27 protein-coding genes are annotated in these 21,506 nt (G+C 62.7%); 12 read left to right on the top strand and 15 right to left on the bottom strand.

Annotated features, from left to right (window positions below; translation table 11 throughout):
• Positions 1 to 22: 22 nt before the first annotated feature.
• Together FJ936_RS07470 and sppA are read right to left on the bottom strand one after the other, a co-directional pair.
• Entirely contained in the window at positions 23 to 307 is a 285-nt protein-coding gene (locus FJ936_RS07470; protein WP_006200394.1) for an integration host factor subunit beta, read from the bottom strand.
• A gap of 79 nt (positions 308 to 386) precedes the next feature.
• Positions 387 to 1,343 carry a signal peptide peptidase SppA gene (gene sppA / locus FJ936_RS07465; protein WP_140713206.1) on the bottom strand — a complete coding sequence of 319 codons (957 nt, stop codon included), beginning with the start codon at positions 1,341 to 1,343 and terminating at the stop codon, positions 387 to 389.
• Between the two features lie 353 nt (positions 1,344 to 1,696).
• Here sppA and lptC point away from each other — a divergent pair, with 353 nt between their 5' ends.
• From lptC to ptsN, 6 genes are all read left to right on the top strand, one after another.
• Complete coding sequence (lptC, locus tag FJ936_RS07460; RefSeq protein ID WP_140787905.1) at positions 1,697 to 2,410, top strand: LPS export ABC transporter periplasmic protein LptC; 714 nt, start codon at positions 1,697 to 1,699, stop codon at positions 2,408 to 2,410.
• A complete protein-coding gene (locus FJ936_RS07455) occupies positions 2,397 to 2,990 on the top strand; it encodes an LptA/OstA family protein (protein WP_140618869.1) in 594 nt (197 codons plus the stop codon). The genes lptC and FJ936_RS07455 overlap by 14 nt, the downstream gene beginning before the upstream one ends.
• Positions 2,990 to 3,802 (top strand): LPS export ABC transporter ATP-binding protein, encoded by an 813-nt coding sequence (lptB, locus tag FJ936_RS07450; RefSeq protein WP_140787907.1) that lies wholly within the window; start codon positions 2,990 to 2,992, stop codon positions 3,800 to 3,802. The genes FJ936_RS07455 and lptB overlap by 1 nt, the downstream gene beginning before the upstream one ends.
• Before the next feature lie 200 nt (positions 3,803 to 4,002).
• Entirely contained in the window at positions 4,003 to 5,526 is a 1,524-nt protein-coding gene (gene rpoN / locus FJ936_RS07445) for an RNA polymerase factor sigma-54 (RefSeq protein ID WP_140787909.1), read from the top strand.
• A gap of 264 nt (positions 5,527 to 5,790) precedes the next feature.
• A complete protein-coding gene (gene raiA / locus FJ936_RS07440; RefSeq protein WP_015315719.1) occupies positions 5,791 to 6,375 on the top strand; it encodes a ribosome-associated translation inhibitor RaiA in 585 nt (194 codons plus the stop codon).
• A 57-nt stretch (positions 6,376 to 6,432) separates the two neighbouring features.
• A complete protein-coding gene (ptsN, locus tag FJ936_RS07435; protein WP_015315720.1) occupies positions 6,433 to 6,897 on the top strand; it encodes a PTS IIA-like nitrogen regulatory protein PtsN in 465 nt (154 codons plus the stop codon).
• A 71-nt stretch (positions 6,898 to 6,968) separates the two neighbouring features.
• Here the strand turns inward: ptsN and FJ936_RS07430 are convergent, their stop codons facing one another.
• Both FJ936_RS07430 and FJ936_RS07425 read right to left on the bottom strand, forming a co-directional pair.
• The gene (locus tag FJ936_RS07430; protein WP_015315721.1) at positions 6,969 to 7,226 is read right to left on the bottom strand and encodes a DUF1150 family protein; all 258 of its coding nucleotides are present in this window, start codon (positions 7,224 to 7,226) and stop codon (positions 6,969 to 6,971) included.
• A 64-nt stretch (positions 7,227 to 7,290) separates the two neighbouring features.
• Positions 7,291 to 7,716, bottom strand: a complete 426-nt coding sequence (locus tag FJ936_RS07425; RefSeq protein WP_013893014.1) for an Hsp20 family protein — start codon at positions 7,714 to 7,716, stop codon at positions 7,291 to 7,293.
• Between the two features lie 333 nt (positions 7,717 to 8,049).
• On the opposite strand from FJ936_RS07425, the gene FJ936_RS07420 reads away from it, so the two are divergent.
• Positions 8,050 to 8,994 (top strand): nucleoside hydrolase, encoded by a 945-nt coding sequence (locus FJ936_RS07420; protein ID WP_015315722.1) that lies wholly within the window; start codon positions 8,050 to 8,052, stop codon positions 8,992 to 8,994.
• 45 nt (positions 8,995 to 9,039) lie between these two features.
• Here the strand turns inward: FJ936_RS07420 and FJ936_RS07415 are convergent, their stop codons facing one another.
• The 9 genes from FJ936_RS07415 to FJ936_RS07375 all read right to left on the bottom strand — a co-directional run bounded on the left by FJ936_RS07415 (position 9,040) and on the right by FJ936_RS07375 (position 15,566).
• Positions 9,040 to 9,447 (bottom strand): hypothetical protein, encoded by a 408-nt coding sequence (locus FJ936_RS07415; protein WP_181171072.1) that lies wholly within the window; start codon positions 9,445 to 9,447, stop codon positions 9,040 to 9,042.
• Between the two features lie 48 nt (positions 9,448 to 9,495).
• On the bottom strand, positions 9,496 to 10,110 hold the full coding sequence (locus FJ936_RS07410) for a LysE family translocator (RefSeq protein ID WP_140661711.1): 615 nt from the start codon (positions 10,108 to 10,110) through the stop codon (positions 9,496 to 9,498).
• 91 nt (positions 10,111 to 10,201) lie between these two features.
• Positions 10,202 to 11,647 carry an amidase gene (locus tag FJ936_RS07405; protein WP_140787911.1) on the bottom strand — a complete coding sequence of 482 codons (1,446 nt, stop codon included), beginning with the start codon at positions 11,645 to 11,647 and terminating at the stop codon, positions 10,202 to 10,204.
• Between the two features lies 1 nt (position 11,648).
• The gene (locus FJ936_RS07400) at positions 11,649 to 12,554 is read right to left on the bottom strand and encodes a ribokinase (protein WP_140787913.1); all 906 of its coding nucleotides are present in this window, start codon (positions 12,552 to 12,554) and stop codon (positions 11,649 to 11,651) included.
• An 86-nt stretch (positions 12,555 to 12,640) separates the two neighbouring features.
• Positions 12,641 to 13,123 (bottom strand): hypothetical protein, encoded by a 483-nt coding sequence (locus tag FJ936_RS07395; protein WP_140787915.1) that lies wholly within the window; start codon positions 13,121 to 13,123, stop codon positions 12,641 to 12,643.
• The gene (locus FJ936_RS07390; RefSeq protein WP_140787917.1) at positions 13,098 to 13,616 is read right to left on the bottom strand and encodes a hypothetical protein; all 519 of its coding nucleotides are present in this window, start codon (positions 13,614 to 13,616) and stop codon (positions 13,098 to 13,100) included. The genes FJ936_RS07395 and FJ936_RS07390 overlap by 26 nt, the downstream gene beginning before the upstream one ends.
• Complete coding sequence (locus FJ936_RS07385; RefSeq protein ID WP_140787919.1) at positions 13,583 to 13,975, bottom strand: hypothetical protein; 393 nt, start codon at positions 13,973 to 13,975, stop codon at positions 13,583 to 13,585. Before FJ936_RS07385 ends, FJ936_RS07390 begins: the two co-directional genes overlap by 34 nt.
• Positions 13,976 to 13,995: 20 nt before the next feature.
• Positions 13,996 to 14,466 carry a hypothetical protein gene (locus FJ936_RS07380; protein ID WP_141906308.1) on the bottom strand — a complete coding sequence of 157 codons (471 nt, stop codon included), beginning with the start codon at positions 14,464 to 14,466 and terminating at the stop codon, positions 13,996 to 13,998.
• A gap of 221 nt (positions 14,467 to 14,687) precedes the next feature.
• Positions 14,688 to 15,566 (bottom strand): bifunctional helix-turn-helix domain-containing protein/methylated-DNA--[protein]-cysteine S-methyltransferase, encoded by an 879-nt coding sequence (locus FJ936_RS07375; RefSeq protein WP_140787923.1) that lies wholly within the window; start codon positions 15,564 to 15,566, stop codon positions 14,688 to 14,690.
• A gap of 114 nt (positions 15,567 to 15,680) precedes the next feature.
• Between FJ936_RS07375 and FJ936_RS07370 the strand changes: the two genes are divergently transcribed.
• The gene (locus FJ936_RS07370; protein WP_141906307.1) at positions 15,681 to 16,496 is read left to right on the top strand and encodes a class I SAM-dependent methyltransferase; all 816 of its coding nucleotides are present in this window, start codon (positions 15,681 to 15,683) and stop codon (positions 16,494 to 16,496) included.
• Positions 16,497 to 16,555: 59 nt separating this feature from the next.
• Here the strand turns inward: FJ936_RS07370 and FJ936_RS07365 are convergent, their stop codons facing one another.
• Positions 16,556 to 17,050: a DUF2244 domain-containing protein gene (locus FJ936_RS07365; RefSeq protein WP_140793743.1), complete on the bottom strand. Its 495-nt coding sequence runs from the start codon at positions 17,048 to 17,050 to the stop codon at positions 16,556 to 16,558.
• 22 nt (positions 17,051 to 17,072) lie between these two features.
• On the opposite strand from FJ936_RS07365, the gene nth reads away from it, so the two are divergent.
• Positions 17,073 to 17,885 (top strand): endonuclease III, encoded by an 813-nt coding sequence (nth, locus tag FJ936_RS07360; RefSeq protein ID WP_140793745.1) that lies wholly within the window; start codon positions 17,073 to 17,075, stop codon positions 17,883 to 17,885.
• A 287-nt stretch (positions 17,886 to 18,172) separates the two neighbouring features.
• The gene (locus tag FJ936_RS07350; RefSeq protein ID WP_140793747.1) at positions 18,173 to 18,706 is read left to right on the top strand and encodes a GNAT family N-acetyltransferase; all 534 of its coding nucleotides are present in this window, start codon (positions 18,173 to 18,175) and stop codon (positions 18,704 to 18,706) included.
• 176 nt (positions 18,707 to 18,882) lie between these two features.
• Here FJ936_RS07350 and FJ936_RS07345 read toward each other — a convergent pair whose 3' ends face one another.
• Entirely contained in the window at positions 18,883 to 19,653 is a 771-nt protein-coding gene (locus FJ936_RS07345) for an IclR family transcriptional regulator (protein WP_140793749.1), read from the bottom strand.
• Between the two features lie 184 nt (positions 19,654 to 19,837).
• Between FJ936_RS07345 and FJ936_RS07340 the strand changes: the two genes are divergently transcribed.
• Positions 19,838 to 20,815 carry a tripartite tricarboxylate transporter substrate-binding protein gene (locus tag FJ936_RS07340; protein ID WP_015315736.1) on the top strand — a complete coding sequence of 326 codons (978 nt, stop codon included), beginning with the start codon at positions 19,838 to 19,840 and terminating at the stop codon, positions 20,813 to 20,815.
• A 150-nt stretch (positions 20,816 to 20,965) separates the two neighbouring features.
• Positions 20,966 to 21,502: a tripartite tricarboxylate transporter TctB family protein gene (locus FJ936_RS07335; protein WP_140661722.1), complete on the top strand. Its 537-nt coding sequence runs from the start codon at positions 20,966 to 20,968 to the stop codon at positions 21,500 to 21,502.
• Positions 21,503 to 21,506 lie beyond the last annotated feature (4 nt).

The following is a 21,506-nucleotide window of genomic DNA, read 5'->3' as shown; positions in this document are numbered from 1 at the left end:
AGGCCGTCCGGCGCTGACGCGCCTACTTGCCGCCGTTCAGCCTTTCACGCAACTCCTTGCCGGTCTTGAAGAACGGCACCCATTTCTCCTCGACCTCGACGGATTCGCCGGTGCGCGGGTTGCGGCCGGTGCGGGCAGGTCGGTTCTTCACCGAAAAAGCGCCGAAACCGCGCAATTCGACCCGGTTGCCCTCGGCAAGCGCGTCGGTGATTTCATCGAAGATCGCGCCGACGATGTTTTCGACGTCGCGCAGGAAAAGATGCGGATTGCGCGTGGCAATAATCTGCACAAGCTCGGACTTGATCATCAGACGGGTCCCCGTGAAAGCAGTTCGGCCAAAATTATCAGGATGATTTTATTTGCTTTTTTAGCTGTCCCAACGCGTCTCAAGGGTGCCAGACGGAAACGAGACCGTCAAGAAACAAGCGGTCGGCGCCAAGTTCATGGATCACGTCGCCGCCGGAGTCCGGCAGACCGAGCGCGCCGGCGATCGTGCGTGCCATTGCCTTCGAGAACAGGAAACCGCCGCGCCGTTCCGTGTCCTTCCACTCGACCACCTTGAGCTTGGCATCGACACCCTTGGTCGCCAGCCAGTCGATCGCCACGGACTCGCCGCCGACGGCGTCGATCAGCCCGTTGGCAACACCCTGGCGGCCAGTGAAGATCGAACCGTCGGCCAGCGCCAGCGCCTGTTCGTGGGTCATCTTGCGACGTTCGGCGACGATGCCGACGAACCAGTCGTAGCTGTCCAGAATGAGCTTGCGGACCATGGCGCGCTCGTCGTCATTGGTCGGCTTGAAGGGCGAAGGTGAGGCTTTCAGCGGCGAGGACTTGACCTCCTCCAGCTTGACGCCGAGCTTGTCCATCAGGCCGCTTACGTCGGGATACTGGATCAGCACCCCGATCGAGCCGACGATCGAGGTCTTGCGGGCGACAATATGGTCGGCGGCACTGGCGATCATGTAACCCGCCGACGCGGCGAGCGTGCCGACCTCGGCCACGACAGGCTTGTCGGCGGCCAGCTTGCGCACCTCCTCGTAGATCGATTCCCCGCCGACGGTGGTGCCGCCAGGAGAATCGACCACAAGGATCACGCCTTTTACTTTCGGCGACTGGCGGATAGCCTCCAGCCGCTTGATCAGTTCGTCGTCCTCGGTGATGGTGCCTTCGATCCTGACCTTGGCGATGTGGTCGACGGCGGAGCCGCCGAAATCGTCGCCATAGAACCAGGCCGACACCGCAATCACCCCGAGCGCCACGATGCCGAAGGCCGCGACACGCCAGAAAGTCAGCTTGCGCCGCAAGCGGCGGCGGTCGATCAGGTCGTCGGCTCTCAATGCCATCGTCAGCCTCACAGTCATCGGGAAGAGACGCTTTTAGACCATGATGTCTTGATCGGGAAGCAGTTCCGTCCCGCACATGGCGCGGCAATCCGCGCGCGGCGGTCCGTGTTGTCTGTTTTGTGACTGGCCTGTGCGGGCGACGCAAGGTAAGTGGGAAGAACTTCGGTGGTGAAAAAAGACGCAAGGGCGTCTATTTCTGCTATGAAGCACTGGCTGTTGCGCTGACCCGGGTTTCGTTTGTGCACGGCAGCTGTCACATTTTTGCGGTTTTCGTCGGCTTGTGCTTGCGCGAGGGCGCTGGCGTCCCACCTATAGGCGGTGCTCCCGGGGCAGGGTTTTAGAAGAAAGCAGTCATGTTAGCGCGACCGAATGAACCGACCAGCCCGGAGACGGAGTTGGCTCCCCCGGCGGATGACTGGACGCGGGGCGAAGCTTTCGACCGCGCCCAGCGTCATTCACGCCGCGTGCGCGTACTCAAATTCGCCGTGCCCTTGGCCGCGGCATTGATCGCCGTCGCCTTCCCAGTCTATTCCTACCTCGCCGCGCCCGTTTCCGTCGCGGTGCAGGCCGAAGGCACCGCCTTCTCGAACGGTAAGCTGGTGATGGCCAATCCCAAACTCAATGGTTTCACCAAGCAGAAGCAGCCCTATTCGATGACGGCGCTGCGCGCCATACAGGATGTGAGCACGCAAGGCATCATCGAGCTCGAGGGCATCGACGCCAAGGTGCCGATCGCTCCCGACAACGTCGCGGCGGTAAAAGCCTCGCGCGGTACCTACGATCGCGACGGCAATACGATGAAGCTGAACAGCGACGTCACCATCACCACGACCGACGGCCTCCAGGCCAAGTTCAAATCGGTCTTCCTCGACATGGGCAAAGGCACTATGAAGACGGATGATCCGGTCGATGTCAGCCGTGGCGGGTCGCAGATCACGGCGGATTCGATGTCGGTCCAGGACAATGGCAAGATCCTGGTGTTCGAGAACAAGGTTCGTGTCAACATCGATCCCGCCGTTCTGAAGGCGGCTGAGGCAAAGGGCGAAGAAGCGAATGTGGCTCAATAGTTCGACACGGCTTGCGGCCGCAACTTCGGCGCTGTTCCTGCTCAGCCTGGCGCCGTCGCTGGCGCAGTCGGGAGCGGCCAGCCAGGTGTCGGGTCTCAAACTGGCCGGCGACAAGCCGATCCAGATCGAAAGCGACAAGCTGGAAGTCCACCAGGCCGACAGCGTCGCGATCTTCACCGGCAATGTCACCGTCGTCCAGGGGCCGACGCTGATGAAGGCCGGCAAGATGATGGTCTACTACGTCAAGGACCCCAATGCGGGCGCCAAGGGCGCCGAAGCCGCCGGGGCGGCAGCCATGACCGGCTCGGCCAACATCGATCACCTGGAGATCTCCGACAAGGTCTACATCAAGTCGGATCAGCAGGTCGCGACCGGCGATCAGGGCAGTTTCGACATGAAGAGCCAGGTGCTGGTGCTTTCGGGCAAAAAGGTCGTCCTTTCGCAAAACGACAATGTGCTGGTCGGCTGCAAGCTCACCGTGCAGATGAAAACCGGGCTGGCCCAGGTCGATCCATGTGCTGGGCAGCGTGTGCAGATGTCGATCACACCGCCGCCGAAATCGGGAGCGACGAACCCCTGATGGTCAGCCTGTCGTCGCTGACGGCGCGTCTTCCGGGACGGGCCGCAGGCAAGCTTTCGGCGCCGGCCACGGTCGACAAGGCGAAGTTCAAGGGAACCTTGATCGCCAAGGGTCTGACCAAGAGCTACAAGGGCCGCAAGGTCGTCAGCGGCGTCACGCTGGGCGTGCGCGCAGGCGAGGCCGTCGGGCTGCTCGGCCCCAACGGCGCCGGCAAGACGACCTGTTTCTACATGGTCACCGGCCTGGTGCCGGTGGATGAAGGCTCGATCGAGATCGACGGCTTCGACGTCACCTCGATGCCGATGTATCGTCGCGCGCGCCTCGGCATCGGCTATCTGCCTCAGGAGGCCTCGATCTTTCGCGGGCTCAATGTCGAGCAGAACATCCGCGCCGTGCTCGAAGTGGTCGAAAAGGATCGCAAGGTCCGCGAGCGCAACCTCGACGAACTGCTTGAGGAATTTCACATCAGCCATCTGCGCAAGGCGCCATCCATGTCGCTCTCGGGCGGCGAAAGGCGGCGCCTGGAAATCGCGCGCGCGCTGGCGACGCGCCCGGCCTACATGCTGCTCGACGAGCCCTTCGCCGGCATCGATCCGATCGCCGTCGCCGATATTCAGCAATTGGTGCGTCACCTGACGGCGCGCGGCATCGGGGTCCTCATCACCGACCACAATGTGCGTGAGACGCTCGGCCTGATCGACCGCGCCTACATCATCCACGCCGGCCAGGTGCTCACTCATGGCCGCGCCGACGAAGTGGTGGCAAATCCCGACGTGCGGCGGCTTTATCTCGGCGAGGGTTTTACGCTCTGAGCGTGAAATTTGTTTCCTGATACGATTTTTTACGCGCCGGCGACCTGTTTTCCGCGATTTTGCTCCGGGATAACGCTCCGGTAAGCGGGTTTTGCTAGGCTTTGCCTTGACAGGCAAAAGCCGGGCCAGTTTCTATGGCCGGCCGTGAAATTGATTTCCGGAAGTTGGGGACGCGTAGAGGAGGCGTTTGAAACCGAACCATGGCATTGGCGGCCAAACTACAGCTCCGACAGTCGCAGTCGCTGGTGATGACGCCGCAGCTGATGCAGTCGATTCGGCTGCTGCAGTTCACCCATACCGAGTTAGAGCACTTCATCGACGAGGAGATCGAGCGCAACCCGCTTCTGGAGCGCGCCGAGCCGCAGGATGATGCCGCGAGCGACCAGGCGCAGAAGCTCGACGTAGAGCCGCAAGCGGCCGCCGATGGCGACTGGTTCGAGAACGAGGCGGGATGGAGTGCCGAAGCCATCTCGGAAAAGCTCGATACGTCCCTGGAAAACCTGTTTCCCGACGATCCCGGCACCAGTGAGCGGTTGGGCCCCGACCTGACGGCGCAATGGAAATCGGCTTCGGGCAGTGGAAGCTCCTCGTCCGAGGGGCTCGACGCCGGCGACATGGCTGCGAGCGGGATCACGCTGCGCGACCATGTCGGCGAGCAAGTCGCGCTCGCCTTCATCGATCCCGTCGCGCGGCTGATCGCCGGAGAACTTGCCGATGGGCTCGACGAGACCGGCTATGTCAGGGCCGATCTGGCGGAGATCGCCGCGCGGCTTGGCACCGACGAGATGGCGGTGGGCGAGGTGTTGGCGGTGTGCCAAACCTTCGAGCCGGCCGGCCTGTTTGCCCGCGACCTCGCGGAATGCCTTTCGCTGCAGCTTGCCGTGCGTGACCGTCTCGATCCGGCCATGAAGGCCCTGGTCGCCAATCTCGAACTGCTGGCGCGCCGCGATTTCCAGACGCTGAAGCGGCTCTGCGGCGTCGACGAGGAGGATTTGCTGGACATGCTGGCCGAAATCCGGGCGCTCGACCCGCGGCCGGGCATGGCGTTTTCTGGCGGCGCCAGCGATGCGATCGTCGCCGATGTCGAGGTGCGGGCGGCCAATGACGGCAGCTGGACCGTCGAACTCAATGCCGAAACGCTGCCGCGCGTGCTCGTCGACCACATCTATTTCGCCCAGGTGTCGCCGCACGCGAAGAACCAGGCGGAAAAGGACTTCCTGGCCGAGTGCCTGCAGAACGCCAACTGGCTGACACGGAGCCTCGACCAGCGGGCCAAGACGATCCTCAAAGTGGCCTCGGAAATCGTGCGCCAGCAGGACGCCTTCCTGGTCCATGGCGTGCGCCAGCTGAAGCCACTCAACCTGCGCACGGTGGCAGACGCCATCGGCATGCACGAATCGACGGTCAGCCGGGTGACCGCCAACAAATACATGCTCACCCCGCGCGGCGTGTTCGAGCTGCGCTATTTCTTCACGGCCTCGATCGCGGCATCGGGTGGTGGCGATGCGCATTCCTCGGAAGCGGTGCGTGATCGCATCAAGCAAATGATCGACGAGGAGAAGCCCGTCGATGTGCTGTCGGACGATGCTATTGTCGACATGCTCAGGGAAAGCGGCGTCGATATCGCCCGGCGCACGGTCGCCAAGTACCGGGAAGGCATGAATATTCCCTCGTCGGTACAGCGCCGGCGCGAGAAACGGGCGCTCGCCAGCGCCGGCCGCTAGGCGTTCACGATTTCCACAGCTTTCAAGTTTCATTGACAAGCCACGGTGAAGTGGCTAGAAGCCCGCCCGCATGAGACGGGCTTGATGCCCGCTAGCGGATGGTCCGTCACGACAATGACCCGGGACGGTCAAGAAGGCGGCTTGTGATCAACCGGAAAGTTCGGATTTAAATCGGCGCGAGTGACGCCGCAAAGCTTGTGCGCACGGATCACGAGTATAAACTCGGGCCAGTTTGAAGCCTGAGCAAGGAAGGTCAGTTTTCAGATGAATCTGCGCATTTCGGGAAAGCACATGGATATCGGCGATGCGTTCCGTACACGCATCAACGATCGTGTCGGTGAAGCGATCGGCAAATATTTCGATCGCGGCTTCGCGGGGCATGTCACCGTCATCAAATCGGGCTCGCGCTATTCCGCGGATTGCATGATCCGGCTGGATTCCGGCGCCTCGCTGCAGGCCACCGGCGACGCCCAGGACCCGACACTCGCCTTCGAGGCCGCGGCCGATCGGTTGGAGACCCGGCTCCGGCGTTACAAGCGCCGTCTGAAATCGCACAATTCAGGCAATGGCAACGGCGAGTTGACCGACATCGCTTACACGGTGATGGCACCGCTGGCCGATGACGATGAAGAAATCCCGGAGGATTTCGCACCGGCCATCGTCGCCGAATCGACCATGACGTTGAAGACCATGTCGGTGGCCTCGGCCGTCATCGAACTCGATACCAAGGACAGTCCCGTGCTTGTTTTCCGCAATGCCGGAACCGACCATCTCAACATCGTCTATCGGCGGCCCGACGGAAACATCGGCTGGATCGATCCGTCCACGACCAAAGTCGCACAGGGATAAAAGCCGGCCGCACGAGGGGTGGGGACTGGCGCGGCAGGCGAACAAGGATTTTCAAGCATGGATCTGAGCGATCTTATCAGCGTTCCGGCGATTTTGCCGGCGTTGAAGGCGAACTCCAAGAAGCAGCTACTGCAATTGTTGTCCGAGCGGGCAGCGACGATTTCGGGCATTCCGGAACGGGAGGTGTTCGACACCATCCTGCAGCGCGAGCGCCTGGGCTCGACCGGCGTCGGCAACGGCATCGCCATCCCGCACGGCAAGCTCGCCGGCGTGAAGCGCATCGCCGGCGTTTTCGCCCGGCTGGAGACGCCGGTCGATTTCGAATCACTGGATGACCAGCCGGTCGATCTGGTGTTCCTGCTGCTGGCGCCCGAAGGGGCGGGTGCCGATCATCTCAAGGCACTGTCGCGCATTGCGCGCGTGCTGCGCGACGCCGACACCGTGGCCAAGGTCAGGGGCACGCGCGACGCCGCGGCGATCCATGCGCTTTTGTCGGATACGCAGGCCTCGCACGCGGCCTGAAGCCATCTTTTTAAATATTGCTCCAAGGGCCGCCATGAGCGGCCCTTTTCAGTTCAGCCAACCAATTGTCTTTAATGAATGGCGACGGTGGTCAGGTCGTTTTCCATGGCGCCGGCCAGCGCGCGGTCACGCGCGTCGGAAAGCAGGATCGGCTGGCCATTGGCCCCAAACAGGGCCCACAGCTCCATGCCGGGCGCGATTTCACCGATGTTGGGGAAGCGGCCGAGCAGTTCGTCGCTCGAGACCTTGCGCAGATAGGCGACAGAGCCTTCGCCGAGATGGGCGAATTCGCCGCTGGTCATGGTGATGGTTTCGTCAGTTCTGGTCATTTCAAGCCTCCTTGGCGCGAGGACGCCGCTCAAGGCCATCCCGCATGAGAGCCATCGGTGAAGATCAGTCTTTCACCGATATGTTTATTTTCCGTACCAGCCGTTCCGACTCCGGCCGATCAAGGTCGATCGACAAAAGGCCGTTCTTCAGCTCCGCCGCGATCACACGCATGCCGTCGGCCAGCACGAAGCAGCGCTGGAACTGGCGTGCGGCAATGCCGCGATGAAGGAATTCGCGCTCGGTATCGTCGGTCTGGCGACCGCGCACGACCAACTGGTTTTCCTCCGTTGTCACATCGAGATCGCTTTCGGCGAACCCGGCGACGGCGAGTGTAATGCGCAGCCTTTCGGCCTTGCCGTCGGCACCGCTCAGGCGCTCGATGTTGTAGGGAGGGTAGCTGTCACCGGACTTCGCCAGACGCTCCAGGGTCTTTTCCATGGCGTCGAAACCCAGGAGAAGCGGGCTGGAGAAAGGCGTCATTCGGCTCATGTTACACTGTCCTCTCAAGAGCGACATAAACTGGAAAAACCCAAATGGCATTTTTCCCGATGGTCTTGATATGGTCCGCCCCGCGACCAAGTTCAAGCCACCAAAAGACCCGCCCAAGGAGACCATGTCGCGGACCCACGGAAATAGCCCAGGATCATCGTGGACTCACAGGAATAATCGACATGGCGCTTGAATCGACGCGCGGATGCAAGGAGAAGCGCGCAGGCCGGAACCGTCCCCCGTCAAGCGGTTCAGCAGCTTTGCAGCCGGTTGGCGTCTTTCGGGCGCAGGACCGGCCCGGTGAGCTGATGGCCAGCCAAACAAGGAATTGAAATGCCCCAACCACGCAAGATCATCATCGACACCGATCCCGGCCAGGACGACGCCATCGCCATTCTGCTGGCGCTTGGCAGTCCTGAACTGGAGATCGCCGGCATATCGGCCGTCGCCGGCAACGTGCCGCTGAAGCTCACCGAAAAGAACGCCCGCAAGATCTGCGAACTGGCCGGCCGGCCCGAAATCAAGGTCTACGCCGGCGCCATCCGTCCGTTGGCGCGCGAACTGGTCACGGCCGAGGAGGTCCATGGCAAGACCGGCTTGAACGGACCGGATTTGCCCGAACCGACAATGAAGCTGCAGGACCAGTATGCCGTCGATTTCATCGTCGAGACGCTGATGAAGGAAGAGAGCGGCACCATCACGCTCTGCCCGCTCGGACCGCTCACCAATGTTGCGCTGGCGCTGATCCGAGAGCCCCGGATTGCGCCGCGCATCAAGGAAATCGTGCTGATGGGCGGTGGCTTCTTCGAGGGCGGCAACGTCACGCCCACGGCCGAATTCAACATCTATGTCGATCCGCATGCCGCCGACGTCGTCTTCCGGTCCGGCATCCCGATCGTGATGATGCCGCTCGATGTCACCCACAAGGCGCTGACCACGTCCAAGCGCATCGAGGCGTTCCGCAAGCTCGGCACCAAGGTCGGCATCGCCGCCGCCGAGATGTTGGAATTCTTCGAGCGCTATGACGAAGGCAAATACGGCACGGATGGAGGGCCGCTGCACGACCCCTGCGTCATCGCCTATCTCCTGAAGCCCGACCTGTTCAAAGGCCGCCATTGCAACGTCACCGTGGAAACCGCCTCCGAACTGACCATGGGCATGACCGTGGTCGACTGGTGGGGGGTCACCTCCAGGGAAAAGAACGCCATGGTGATGCGCGACATCGACCATGATGGGTTTTTCGCGCTGCTGGTGGAAAGGCTGGGGCGGCTTAACTGACGTTTGGAATCGCCGACAAGCGCGCAGTGTCACCGGCGCGCGTTGTCACCCATTGAGCAATCGATAGGTGTCGACGCCGCGCTTGTGGTGTTGACGTTCAATAGGAACGAGTGAGCCAACAAGATGCGGTCGCTCGACGTCGTCGTCGATCGAAATCCGCGTGTTGCCGTCATCAAGGCGCACGTGGTAGGTGTAGTATAGATTGTGACCTACCATGGCATACGGGCTGACAGGTTTCACTCTGATGTATTCTACCACGGCCATCACGCGTTGAGTGGTGACGACCGGATTGGCCTGGAGCCCTACAATCGCAATGGATTTCATCAGCGCAAAGGCGCAAAAGAAAGCGGTGCCGATCACTGCGTCGCTGTACTCGTATTGCCAAATAAGCAAGCGATCCCGAAAGGAAACGTTTGATTTGCGCATAGTGAAGAGTTGTGCAGCAGCGTACAATTCTTCAATATGTCTCCGCAAAAATTTATGGAGAAGGCGCTTTCGCCGTTACTTTGCCTTCGAAAACGCCAGCCACAGGCCGCCGCCGACCATGAAGCTGCCGCTGATCCGCGATAGGAGCTTGATGCGGCTGGCTGACAGCATGCGCCCGGCGCGGCCGGCGGCGAGCGCATAGGTCGAGTCCGACATGGCGGCGAAGATCATGGCGGTCAGGCCCATGATGACGATCTGCAGTGGGTAGTTGCCGGCGGGAGAGATGAACTGCGGAAAGAAGGCGCCGAAGAAGATCAGCGTCTTTGGATTGCTCAGCGCCACGGCCAAGCCCTGCAGGAAGAAGCCGCCGCGTGGTTTGCGGGCGGTTCCGTCGGCGTTCAGCGTGCCCTTCGAGCGGAACATCTGCACGCCCATCCAGATCAGGTAGGCCGCGCCGATCAGCCTGACCCACTCGAACCAGTGGCCCATGCCCGAAATCAGCGTGTTGAGGCCGATGCCGACGATGACGATCATGACTGCTAGGCCGGCTTGCGTGCCGGCGACATTAGCGAGACCGGCGCGAGTGCCGTGGCGGATGCTGTTGGCGATGATCAGCGTCACCGTCGGTCCCGGCACCAGTATGATGACGATGCAGGCAAGGACATAGGCGGCGTAGAGTTCCAACGACATGATTTTTCCTCGCAATGCCGCTATCGCGGCCTAGCATGCAACAATCAATGCATGACGGCGAGGACGACGCAAGCCGGCGCGCCGGTCTGGCTCAGGCTCCGGCGGGCCAGGGCAGCGTCGTCTCATAGGCAGCCGCGGCCTTCAGCACGGCGAGGTCGCCGCGTGGCCTGCCGACCAGCTGCATGCCCATCGGCCGGCCCCTGTCGTCGAAGCCGACGGGAACATTGACCGCCGGGCAACCGCCCAGGGTGGCGAAGGCCGAAACCTGCATCCAGCGATGATAGCTGTCCATTGCCCGCCCCCCGACCTCGCGCGGCCAATGGGTGCCGACATCGAACGGAAAGACCTGCGCGGTCGGCAGCGCGATGAGGTCGAAGCGGTCGAAGATCGACAGCAGCGTGCGGTACCAGGAGGTTCGGACGACCGAGGCCGCGCGTATCTGCGGCGCCGTCAGCCGCATCGCGTTTTCCACTTCCCATACGGCTTCCGGCTTCAGCAGGCCACGCCTGGCGGGGTCGTCATAGTGTACTTTCAGAGCGCAGCCGCTGCTGGCCTGGCGCAGCGTCACGAAGGCCTGCCAGAGTGCCTCGAAATCGAAATCCGGTCGCAAGGGCTCGGTCAGGAAAGATACATCCGTGAACCGTGCGAGTGCTGCCTCGCATAAGTCGAGGATGCCGGGCTCGATCGGCAGATGGCCGCCGAGATCGCCGAGCCAGGCGATACGGCCACCGGTCGCCGCCGTCGCCAGGCCTTCGAGGAAGGAGCCTTGCTTCTCATAGGAGAGAGGCGCCTGCGGATGGTAGCCGGCCTGCACGTCGAGCAAGAGCGCCATGTCGGCGACGTTGCGGCCCATCGGCCCCTCGACGCCCATCTGCGCGTGGAAGACCTCGAAGTCGGGACCGCTGGGCACGAGCCCCTGTGACGGCCGGAAACCGTAGACATTGTTCCAGGCCGCCGGGTTGCGCAGCGAGCCGCCGAAGTCGCTGCCATCGGCGACGGGCACCATGTCGAGTGCCAGCGCCACCGCCGCTCCGCCGCTTGAGCCGCCGGCGGTCAGCGCCGGATCGAAAGCGTTCAGCGTCGGCCCGAAAACATTGTTGTACGTGTTGGAGCCGAGCCCGAATTCGGGAACGTTGGTCTTGCCGATGATGATGGCGCCGGCGTCGCGGATGCGTTCGACGAAGAAATCGTCTTCCCGCGGCACGAAATCGGCGAAGATCGGCGAGCCGAACGAGGTCCTGAGGCCGGAGGTCGAGGCAAGGTCCTTGATGGCGATCGGGAGGCCAAAGAGCGCGCCGGTGCCATCCGTCCGCCTGATATCGGCGGCATCGGCCTCGCGCAGTATGTCGGCACGGTCGCGTAACGAGACGATGGCGTTGACCAGTGGATTGACCGCGTCGATGCGGTCTAGGAACGCCGTCACCACCTCGCGCACGGAGAGTTTCTTCCGGCGGATCGCACCGGCAAGTTCGACAGCCGAAAGGCGGCAGATGTCGCTGGCCGCCGGTACGGCATGCTTCGTGCGGGGACGCATCATTTCAACCGGCCTCTTGCAGCGCCTGGTCGACATCCTTGGCCAGTGGGATCGCCGGTTGGGCGCCGGGCTTGAGGCAAGCCAGCGAGCCGGCGGCGCCGGCACGCGCCAATGCCTGTTCGAGCGTGAGGCCCGACGACAGGCCGGCGGCGAAATAGCCGCAGAAAGTGTCGCCGGCCCCGACCGTGTCGACCGGCGTGATCTGCAAAGCAGGGACGGTCAGGAATTCGCTTGGCGTTGCCGCCATCACGCCGTCGCCGCCGAGCGTGACGACGATGATGCGTCCAGTCTTGCTGGCATAGTCGCGCATGCGCGCCGCACGATCGCGGCCTTTCAGGGCCAGGGCTTCGCCATAGAGGTCGAATTCGGTTTCGTTCGCGACCGCATAGTCGGCCTTGCCGAGGAAGGCGGCTGCCCCGCCATGGAAAGGGGCCGTGTTGAGGACAGTGATCGCGCCGGCCGCCCTTGCCTGGTCGAGGGCCGCATCGACCGTCGCGAGCGGAATTTCATGCTGCAGCAGCACGACGTCGCCCTTTGTCAGAAAAGCCTTGGAGAGGTCGCCGGGCACCACGGAAGCGTTGGCGCCGGGCACCACGGCGATAATGTTTTCGCCGTCATCGCCGACCATGATCAGCGCCGTGCCGGTCGAGGCAAAGGTCTCTCCCACGCCCGACAGGTCGACCTTGGCCTCGCGCAGCAAAGCCAGTGCCTCGGGGGCGAAATTGTCCTTGCCAACGGCGCCGACCATGCGCACCTGAGCGCCGGCACGCGCGGCGGCGAGTGCCTGGTTGGCGCCCTTGCCGCCGGGGGCCGTCGTGAAGCTGGAACCGCTCACCGTCTCACCGGGGCTCGGCAAGCGGTCGACATTAGCGATAAGGTCGAGGTTGATCGAACCGACTACGATAATCAAGAAATGCCTCCTGCTGATGCGCGGAAGCTATCCTGCCAAGCCGTTCGATGCCAGACCACGCGAATGGTCCAGCGTGATTTGCCGCCTCACTCGCATCGCACGGTGACGATGCCCTGATAGTTGCCGGCGGGAAAGATACCGCTCGACTTGGTGGCGGTGAGGTCGATCTGCATGGCGTGGGTGCCATTGGCGACCCTTTGCGGCACGCCCCCATTATTGTCGACTCCCGAGCCATCGAGGCGGAAGACCGAGGCGAAGGTCACGTTGGTGCCGCCGCCGCTCGGCGCGGAAGAGAATGCGGCAGGCGCCGGCGCTGAAACCGAATAGCAGTCCAGCAAGTTGAGCAGCGAGCACAGCAGGGAACTTGCCACCACGGTGGCGCTGGCGCTTGATCCGCCTGCCTGCTTGGAGCCCAGTATGCTGATGGCCGGATTGGCGGTCATCGTGCCCGATGCCCCGACCATGATGGTGCAGGTGCCGATGATCGCAGCCTGCGCCGGAAGGCAGCAGCCGGCGAGCGCGGCCATCGCGAGCAGCGCGCGGCTATTTCTTCTTCTTTTTCTTGCCATCGCCGCTTCCGGTCCTGATGCTCCAGCCTTCGTTGGCCCATCCGGATGACGCGGCCACGGGCGTGGGAGCGCTGGCGGCCACGCTCGCAGTCGGCCCGTCACCGCCGAGGCCCATCTTGAGGAGCTTCAGCTCCAGTTGCAGGCGCTCGACCTCAAGCTCGTAGAGGCGGCTGCAATCGACGCGCTTCGGCGTACGCCCGATCGGAATAACCACGCGGCCGTAGGTGGCGATGTCGTTGTTCGCCTGATTGTTGCCTCTGATGACGCCAAGGTCGAGATAGGCACCGGTGCCCGATACGGCGGAGCGGCAGGTGGTTCCGTCGGAAGCGTGGACCTCATCCTGCCCTTGGGGCAAGGTCACGCCGGGCAGGTTGAAGCCGCTCTCATTCTGATTGAGGTTGTAGACGTCCTCCGCCAAAACCGGTGAGATTCCCGCCCAGATTGCCGCAAACGCGACTGTCAGGACTTGCGGTGCCCAAAAAACTTTCCGCATATCTGTGCCCTTATCTGCGTCTGTTGATTGGGAAAGGGGATGCTCTCGGTACAGATACGCACTTTACGCTCGGCAGCGCCGCCGAAGGGCACGACCACAAGGACAGGACGGGAAGCCTGCGAGCCCAGTTGGAAAGCGCTCGGAGAGATCTTGGCATCCACTGGCTGAAAATCCTGATCGTAGACGTGGATTTCGACCTTGATCTTCTGGCCGTAGGGATTGGCGGGAAACACGCGGACCGCGAAGGCGTCAGTGAAACTGTTGACCTCACCCCGCATCGGCGACATCGACTGGGCGTTGGCGGCAATGGCCGGCAGGCCGACGGCCAGCGCCGTCGCCAGGATTCGTGCATGGTTCAAGGACCCCTCCTTCGCGACGGCTATTCGCAGCGCAGTGTTACCGTTGCCTGATAGTTTCCGGTGGCGAAGCGGTTGCTGCCGCCCTTGGTGCCAGCGAGATGGACCGAGACAAGGTCGGCGCCGGGGACAGTGAGGGCGGTGGTGGCCCCCGTTTCAGCGGTCGTGTGGGCGCCGCTGGCCGAATAGGTCGGTGTCCAGGTGGTGGCGGTGCTGTCAGCGGCGGGCACGGTGGTGAGGGTCACCGGATCGACGCTAAACGAAACACCCCCGGTGGTGGTGAGCGTGACTGTTCCAGCCAAACCGCCGCTGTTGTGGGAGCTCAGCGACTGAAGGTCGGCGCTCACCGTCATCGTGCCGTTGGTGCCGACAACAAGCGTACAGGTCGCGGTGACCGTGCCATTGAAGATGACATTCTGCGTTGTGGCCATCGCCGCGTGGTCCAGGCAAGTGACCAGCAAGGCTGCACCAAACACGGTGCGGAACAACTTCATCGAGATCCTCCTATTAAGTCGGATTGCCCGAATTAATATGGATCATCATCGCTTTATCGTGGTTAATTTAGCGTAAACTTAAATAAGATATCGAAATAACGTTCGTGAAGGAACCGGCGGTTGTCCACGGTTGTATCCAGAAGTTCAAAAATCAAGCGCAATAATACTGCGTATTTCCAAATACTCGTATTTTTCTGTGGCAGAAAGCAAAAATCGACATTTCACGACGAAATCTGCCCCGCCTCCCAGCCGAGGATGGCGCGCTTGCGGGTCAGGCCCCAATGATAGCCGGTGAGATCGCCTGATTTGCCGATGGCGCGGTGGCAAGGCACCACGAAGGAGAGCGGGTTGGCGCCGTTGGCGGCGCCGACCGCGCGGCTGGCGCTCGGGGTACCGATGCTGGCCGCGATCGAGGAATAGGTACGGGCCTTGCCCATCGGAATCTGGAGCAGCGCCTCCCAGACGCGGACCTGGAAGTCGGTCCCGATCATGACGACATGAAGCGGCTGATCGGCGCGCCACAGCGTCGGCTCGAAGATGCGCGCGGCATAGGGTCCTGTCGCTTCCCTGTCCTCGATATAGAGCGCGTTCGGCCAGCGGCCGGACATGTCGGCAAAAGCGGTGCGTTCCTCGCCCGCGTCGCAGAAGGCGAGGCCGGCAAGCCCGCGGTCGGTGGCCATGATCAAGGCAGTGCCGAACGGGGAGGTGTGATAGCCGTAGCGGATGGTGAGGCCAGCGCCGCGCGTCTTGTAGTCGCCCGGTGACATCGCCTCATGGGTGACGAACAGGTCGTGCAGCCGGCCGGGGCCGGACATGCCCAGTTCGAAGGAGGTTTCGAGCAGAGGCATGCCGGAATCGAGCAGCCTGCGCGCATGGTCCAGCGTCACCGCCTGCAGGAAGGCCTTGGGCGACAGGCCGGCCCAGCGGGTGAAGAGTTTTTGCAAGCCGGTCGGCGTCTCGCCGACCTCCTCGGCCAGATCTTCCAGCGATGGCTGGTCGCGATAGTCGAGACTAATCTTTTCGATGGCGCGGCGTACGATTTCGTAGTCGCTGCCCTCGGGCGTGATGTCCTTCTTGAGGACTGCCGTGTGTGTGCTCATGGACTGTCTCCTTGGGCTGGAATATCGCCCCTCGGGGCGCCGATCGCCACCCGAAACTTGCCTTCTTGCAGCACTTGCCCAGATAGACTCGGGATTCGAGCCAGGGAGCCGCTGATGGCTGGCGAAAAAGTCCATCTGACAGGGGCAAAAGAGACCTTGCTCATGACGCTCTACGGCAAGGCGCTGGAGAGCCGGATGCCGGATTCGCTGCTTGGGGATCATTTCGCGGACACGGCAGTGCGCAAGATCGACTATGATTTCTCCAGGCTGAAGGTCGACGAAAATCTCGGCATCGGCCTGGCGATTCGGGCCAAGACATTGGACGTCCGTGTCGAGGATTTCCTGGCCAGAAATCCTGAAGCCATCGTGCTGCATCTGGGTTGCGGGCTCGATACGCGCTTCTTCCGGGTCGATCCCCCACCAGGGGTGGACTGGTTCGATGTCGACTATCCCGAAGTGATCGAACTCAGGCGCAAGCTTTACCCCACGCGCGATCATTACCACCTCATCGCTTCATCGGTGACCGAGCCCGGGTTGTTGGCCGGCGTGCCCCGCCACCGCCTGGCTATCGTGGTGGCGGAGGGGTTGACGCCCTATCTCCCCGCCGACGAAGGGCTGCGCCTGCTTTCACGGCTTGTCTTGCATCTTGCCGGCGGCGAACTGGTCTTCGACGCCTATAGTCGCTTCGGCCTGACGCTGCTTCGTCTCAATCCGACGATCAAGGCGACGGGCGCCAAGGTCCATTGGGCGATCGACGACCCGCACGAACTGGAACGGGCGGTTCCGAAGCTGCGGTTCATCGAGGACATCTCCGCCTACAAGCCCGAGCACGCTGCCCGAATGGGCTGGTCCGCCAAGCTGTTCGTTCGCCTTTGGAAATATATTCCGGCGCTGCGCAAGATCGGCAGGCTGCTGCGGTATCGCTTCTGAAGCACAGTGTTAGCCGCAATTCCAGGCGGAAGGTCGGGTCACTTTTCCTGGAATTGCTTTTAGCGCGCCTTGGCGGTCGCCAGCGCGCGCGAGAAGGCGGTGGCGAAGCTCTCGCGCGAATCGGGGTCGAGGAAGCCGCCGATCGGCACGTTCTGGCCTTGTGCTTCCACGGTCATTCTGGTGATGCCGATCTCGGCGTGCCGGGCGATCGAAAACCGTACCCAGAACGGATTGAAGCGATGCGCTTCCGACTTTCCCGAGGCGGCCGTCTTGCGAATGTCGAGGCTGGTGCGCGAGACCGACACTTCCTCGCGGGCGCGTGCAGCCCGATAATTGACTCGGAAGGCGATGTAGACGGCCACCACGTCGAGGCCGAAGAAGCCGAACACCGGCCAGGCACCGCGCGACAGGAAAAACGCACCCGTCACCAGCCAGCCGAACATCAGTGCGCCCATCAGGATCAGGAAGCCCGTCCTGCCCAGCGACCGGTGCGGGGTCAGCAATGCATGAAAGAAGGGCTCGTCAGCCTGAAACGAGGCGTTTGTGTCACTCATGACAGACTATTATAGGAGGGAAATGGCGCGTCCCAAGTCCAATGAGTCTTCCATGCCCGAAAAAGAGCTGCCGGCCGGACGGCGCGATGGCTCCAACACCAAGCCGCGCCCTCGGCCGGTGGGGCGCTCGTCCCGCTACAGCCCGGCTGAAGTGCATGAGATTTTCCGGCGTTTTTCGGTGCAGCGGCCGGAGCCGAGGGGCGAACTCGAACACGTCAATGCCTTCACGCTGCTGGTGGCGGTGGTGCTTTCGGCGCAAGCGACCGATGCCGGTGTCAACAAGGCAACGCGGGCTCTGTTCAAGGTTGCGGACACGCCGCAAAAGATGCTGGCGCTCGGTGAAACCAAGGTCGGCGACCATATCAGGACCATCGGTCTCTGGCGCAACAAGGCCAAGAACGTCATCGCCCTATCGCAGGCGCTGATCCGCGACCATGGCGGCGAGGTGCCGGATGACCGCGATGAACTGGTCAAGTTGCCCGGTGTCGGGCGCAAGACCGCCAATGTCGTGCTCAACATGGCCTTCGGCCAGCATACGATGGCGGTCGACACGCATATCTTGCGCATCGGCAACCGGCTTGGCCTGGCGCCCGGCAAGACGCCGGAACAGGTAGAGCAGGGGTTGTTGAAGATCATCCCGGACGAATATATGCGCCATGCGCATCACTGGCTGATCCTGCACGGACGCTATGTCTGCAAGGCGCGCAAGCCGGATTGCCCGGCCTGCGTCATCGCCGATATTTGCAAGGCAGAGGTGAAGACGACCAGCATTCCGGCGCCCCTGGTGCCGATCGCCCCGCTTGAAACTGTCGCCGCCGAAGATCAGGCGCCGTAGCCGCGCGCCATCGCCGCCGCGAACACCGGGATCAGGCTCGGCCGGACTATCAGAAGAACGACTATCTCGGCTGGATCGGCCGCGCCAAGCACCCGGATACCAGGTGAAAGCGGCTCGACCAGATGCTGGATGAATTGCAGCGTGGTGGTGTCTACATGAATATGGTCTGGCAGGCTGAAGTTCTGCTTCGATTACTAGGCCTTCCCTGGATGATGGCGCGTATCCCCCTGGCCCTTGCCCCGCACCAGCGATTTGCTAAGCGCTGAAGATCAGCGAGGCATATCGTCATGAAAAATCCGCACGGTGTTCCGGTCATCGAGACCCAGCGAACCATTCTAAGGGCGCACCAACTGAAGGATTTCGACGCCTATACCGCCATGTGGGCCGACCCCGTCGTCACCCGTTTCATCGGCGGCAAGCCGCACACGCGTGAGGAAAGCTGGATGCGCTTCCTGCGCCATGCCGGCCTGTGGTCGCTGCTTGGCTACGGCTTCTGGGCCATCGAGGAGAAAGCGACCGGCCGTTTCATCGGTGAGGCCGGGTTCCACGATCTGAAGCGCGACATGGAGCCGTCGATCGAAGGCATCCCCGAGGCGGGGTGGGCGCTCGCACCGGCCGCGCACGGCGCCGGCCTTGCCACGGAGATCGTCAGCCGCTTGCATGGCTGGGGCGACGAGACGTTCGGAGGTGCCAGAACCGTCTGCATCATCGATCCTGAAAATACGGCTTCGCTGAACGTCGCCAGGAAGTGCGGCTATACCGAGTTGACGCAGACCCTCTATCATGATGCGCCGACGATCCTGCTGGAGCGGCTGCCCTGAGCGGTGTCAGGCGAGGCGAGGACGCCGACAATCAACCGGCCATGCGCTACAAACGCGCAATCCGGACGGAAAACCGCTGCACACCTTGACCTGCCGCAGCCGGCCTTGGGGCGCAGCTTCCCTACATGGGCGGCGAACGGAAGTTGGGGGCCTTTCCGACGCCATAACGGCGAGAGCTAGGGCAAAGCCTCCGTCGCGAGGCTCGCCTGCTCCAGCATGGAGGCATCCTCGCCGAAGGCGCGAGTGGCGCGGGCCGCCGCCTCGAGCAGCGGGCGCTTCATGCGCTCAAGAAAGGCAGTGTCGACGCGTGTGCTTGGACCAGCCAGCGTCAAAGCGCCAAGCAGCACGTGCCCCGGCCCGAAAACCGGCGCCGAGACGCCTGCCGTTTCGGGGTCGCGGTCACCCACAGCGAGACAATTGCACGTTTTGCGAATGGTTTCATAGGGTTCTCCCTGCTGTCCCGAAAAGGCCGCCAGCACGCGCCCGCCCGAGCCGGCCAGCAGAGGCAATACGTCGCCTTCGCGTATCGTGTAGCGGATCGGATGCTTGGATTCGACCCGGTAAAGACAGGTGCGCACGTCTCCCGAGCGGACGTAGAAGGCAACACTCTCCCAACTTCGTTCGGAGAGATCGCGCATGATCGGCAACAGGATGTCCACCGCCACCACCGAACGCTGGTAAAGCGCGCCCAGCCGAAAGGCGGCGGGTCCGACGCGATAGCGCCCATCGTCCAGGCGCTCGAGCAGTTGCCCGCGCAACAGCGAATTGGCGAGCCGCAGGATCGTGCTTTTGTAAAGACCGGTGCGCATCGCGATTTCAGCAAGACTTAGCGAGCGGTCGGCCGTGCTGAAGGCGTCGAGGATGGCGATCGCCCGGTCGAGTGCCGCAACACCTTCGACGGAGGTGCGCCGGATTTCCGCATCAGCCGAGTTGCCTGGTAAGTCCATTGCGGTTCCCAATTCGGTGAAGCCCGAGCGGAACCACTCTGTCGCGCCACCGGACCGTTCTGTCCAGCAGAATGTCGTTCCTGTTGACGGAACAAGGTAAAATCTGCTTGAACTTGATCACGGGTCTGTGAACAGGCGCGTTTTGGCAGGCACCGGAGGAGGTGTCGTGATCTGGAGGAATCCCATGCTGAACAGACGCAGATTTTTGATGAGTACGGCGGCGGCTGGCGCGGCCGGGCTGGTGGCATCGCATTTCTCACCCGCCTTCGCCGAAGGTGCGCCTCAAGTCCAGATCTTCGTGCCGGCGGCGCCCGGCGGCGGCTGGGACCAGACGGCGCGCACGATGGATCAGGTGCTGCGCGGCGAGAAGCTCATCTCCGGCTCGCAGATCACCAATGTCGGTGGTGCCGGCGGAACGGTAGGGCTGCCGCAGTTCATCAATCAGTGGAGCGGCAAAGGCAATGCGCTCATGGTCGCGGGCATGGTCATGGTGGGCGCCATCATCGCCAACAAGGCGGCCAACAACCTGACCCAAGTCACGCCCATCGCCCGTCTCACCGGGGAGTTCGAGGCGCTGGTGGTGCCGGCGGACTCGCCGTTCAAGACGGCCGCCGATTTCGTCGCGGCACTCAAGGCCGATCCGACGAAGGTTCCTGTCGCGGGCGGCTCGGCCGGTGGGTCCGACCACATCCTGTTCGGCCTGATCGCCAAGACGGTCGGCGTTCCGGCTCCCAGCCTCTCCTATGTACCGTTCGCGGGCGGCGGCGAAGCTCTGTCGGCATTGCTCGGCAACCAGGTGGCGGCCGGCATTTCCGGCTTCGGCGAGTTCTCCGAGCAAGTCAAGGCGGGTGCGCTCAGGCTGCTCGCCATTTCGGCCGACAAGCGCCAGGACGGCATCGACGCGCCGACGCTCAAGGAAGCCGGTATCGATGTGGAACTGTTCAACTGGCGCGGCGTCTTCGCGCCGCCCGGCATTTCCGACGCCGACAAGGCGGCCATGATCACGCTGGTCGAAGCCATGGCCAAGAGCGATGCATGGGCGACCGAATGCAAGAACCGCAACTGGACGTCCATCCTGCTCACCGGCGACGACTATGCGAAATTCGTCACTGAGGATTCGGCTCGCATCGAGGCCATCCTCAAGGATCTCGGTCTCGCCTGATTTCCCCAAGGGGGCGGCTCGTGCCGCCTCCTCCTTTTCTCGACGCATCGATCGCATGCGGCCATGCAGCGTGAAGGTACGACGAAGCCGGCTGCTGGAGGCGGCTGTTTTGGCCACCAGATCGTAGCCATCCATACGGGGAGGACATTCATGAGCACCACCGACCAGCAGGCAGTGCCGCCGCGACTTGCCGTACCGGAATTGTTGATCGGCGTCGGCCTCCTGGCCTGCGCCGGGGCCGTCGCCTGGCAGACGCTGGCGATCCCGGTCTCGCCGCTCTATTCCAAGGTTGGTCCGACCGTCTTTCCCTATCTGACCATGGTCGGCCTGGTTGTGCTTTCCCTGCTGCTCATCCTCGCCGCGCTTCGCGGCGGCTGGCAGCCGGAGGAGGAAAAGGAAACGCCGACCGACTGGAAGGCGATGGGCTTCGTCGTTATCGGTCTGCTGGCCAATCTTGTGCTCATCCAGCCGCTCGGTTTCACCGCCGCGTCGGTCATCATGTTCGTTCTCGTCTGCTACGGCTTCGGCAGCAGGCATACGCTGCGCGATGTGCTCACCGGCCTGGTGCTGGCGCTGGCTGCTTATTTCGGCTTTGCCAAGGCGCTCGGCGTCAACATCGGCGCTGGTTTCGTCGAGAACCAGCTGAACATGGTGATCGACGCGTTCACCAGCACGCTGGGAGGCTGACGCC

The sequence above is a fragment of the Mesorhizobium sp. B2-4-13 genome (assembly GCF_006658535.1).
In the GTDB taxonomy this organism is placed as follows: domain Bacteria; phylum Pseudomonadota; class Alphaproteobacteria; order Rhizobiales; family Rhizobiaceae; genus Mesorhizobium; species Mesorhizobium australicum.
Note: the sequence above shows the minus strand (reverse complement) of the source record. Positions and strands in the feature narration are given on the sequence as shown.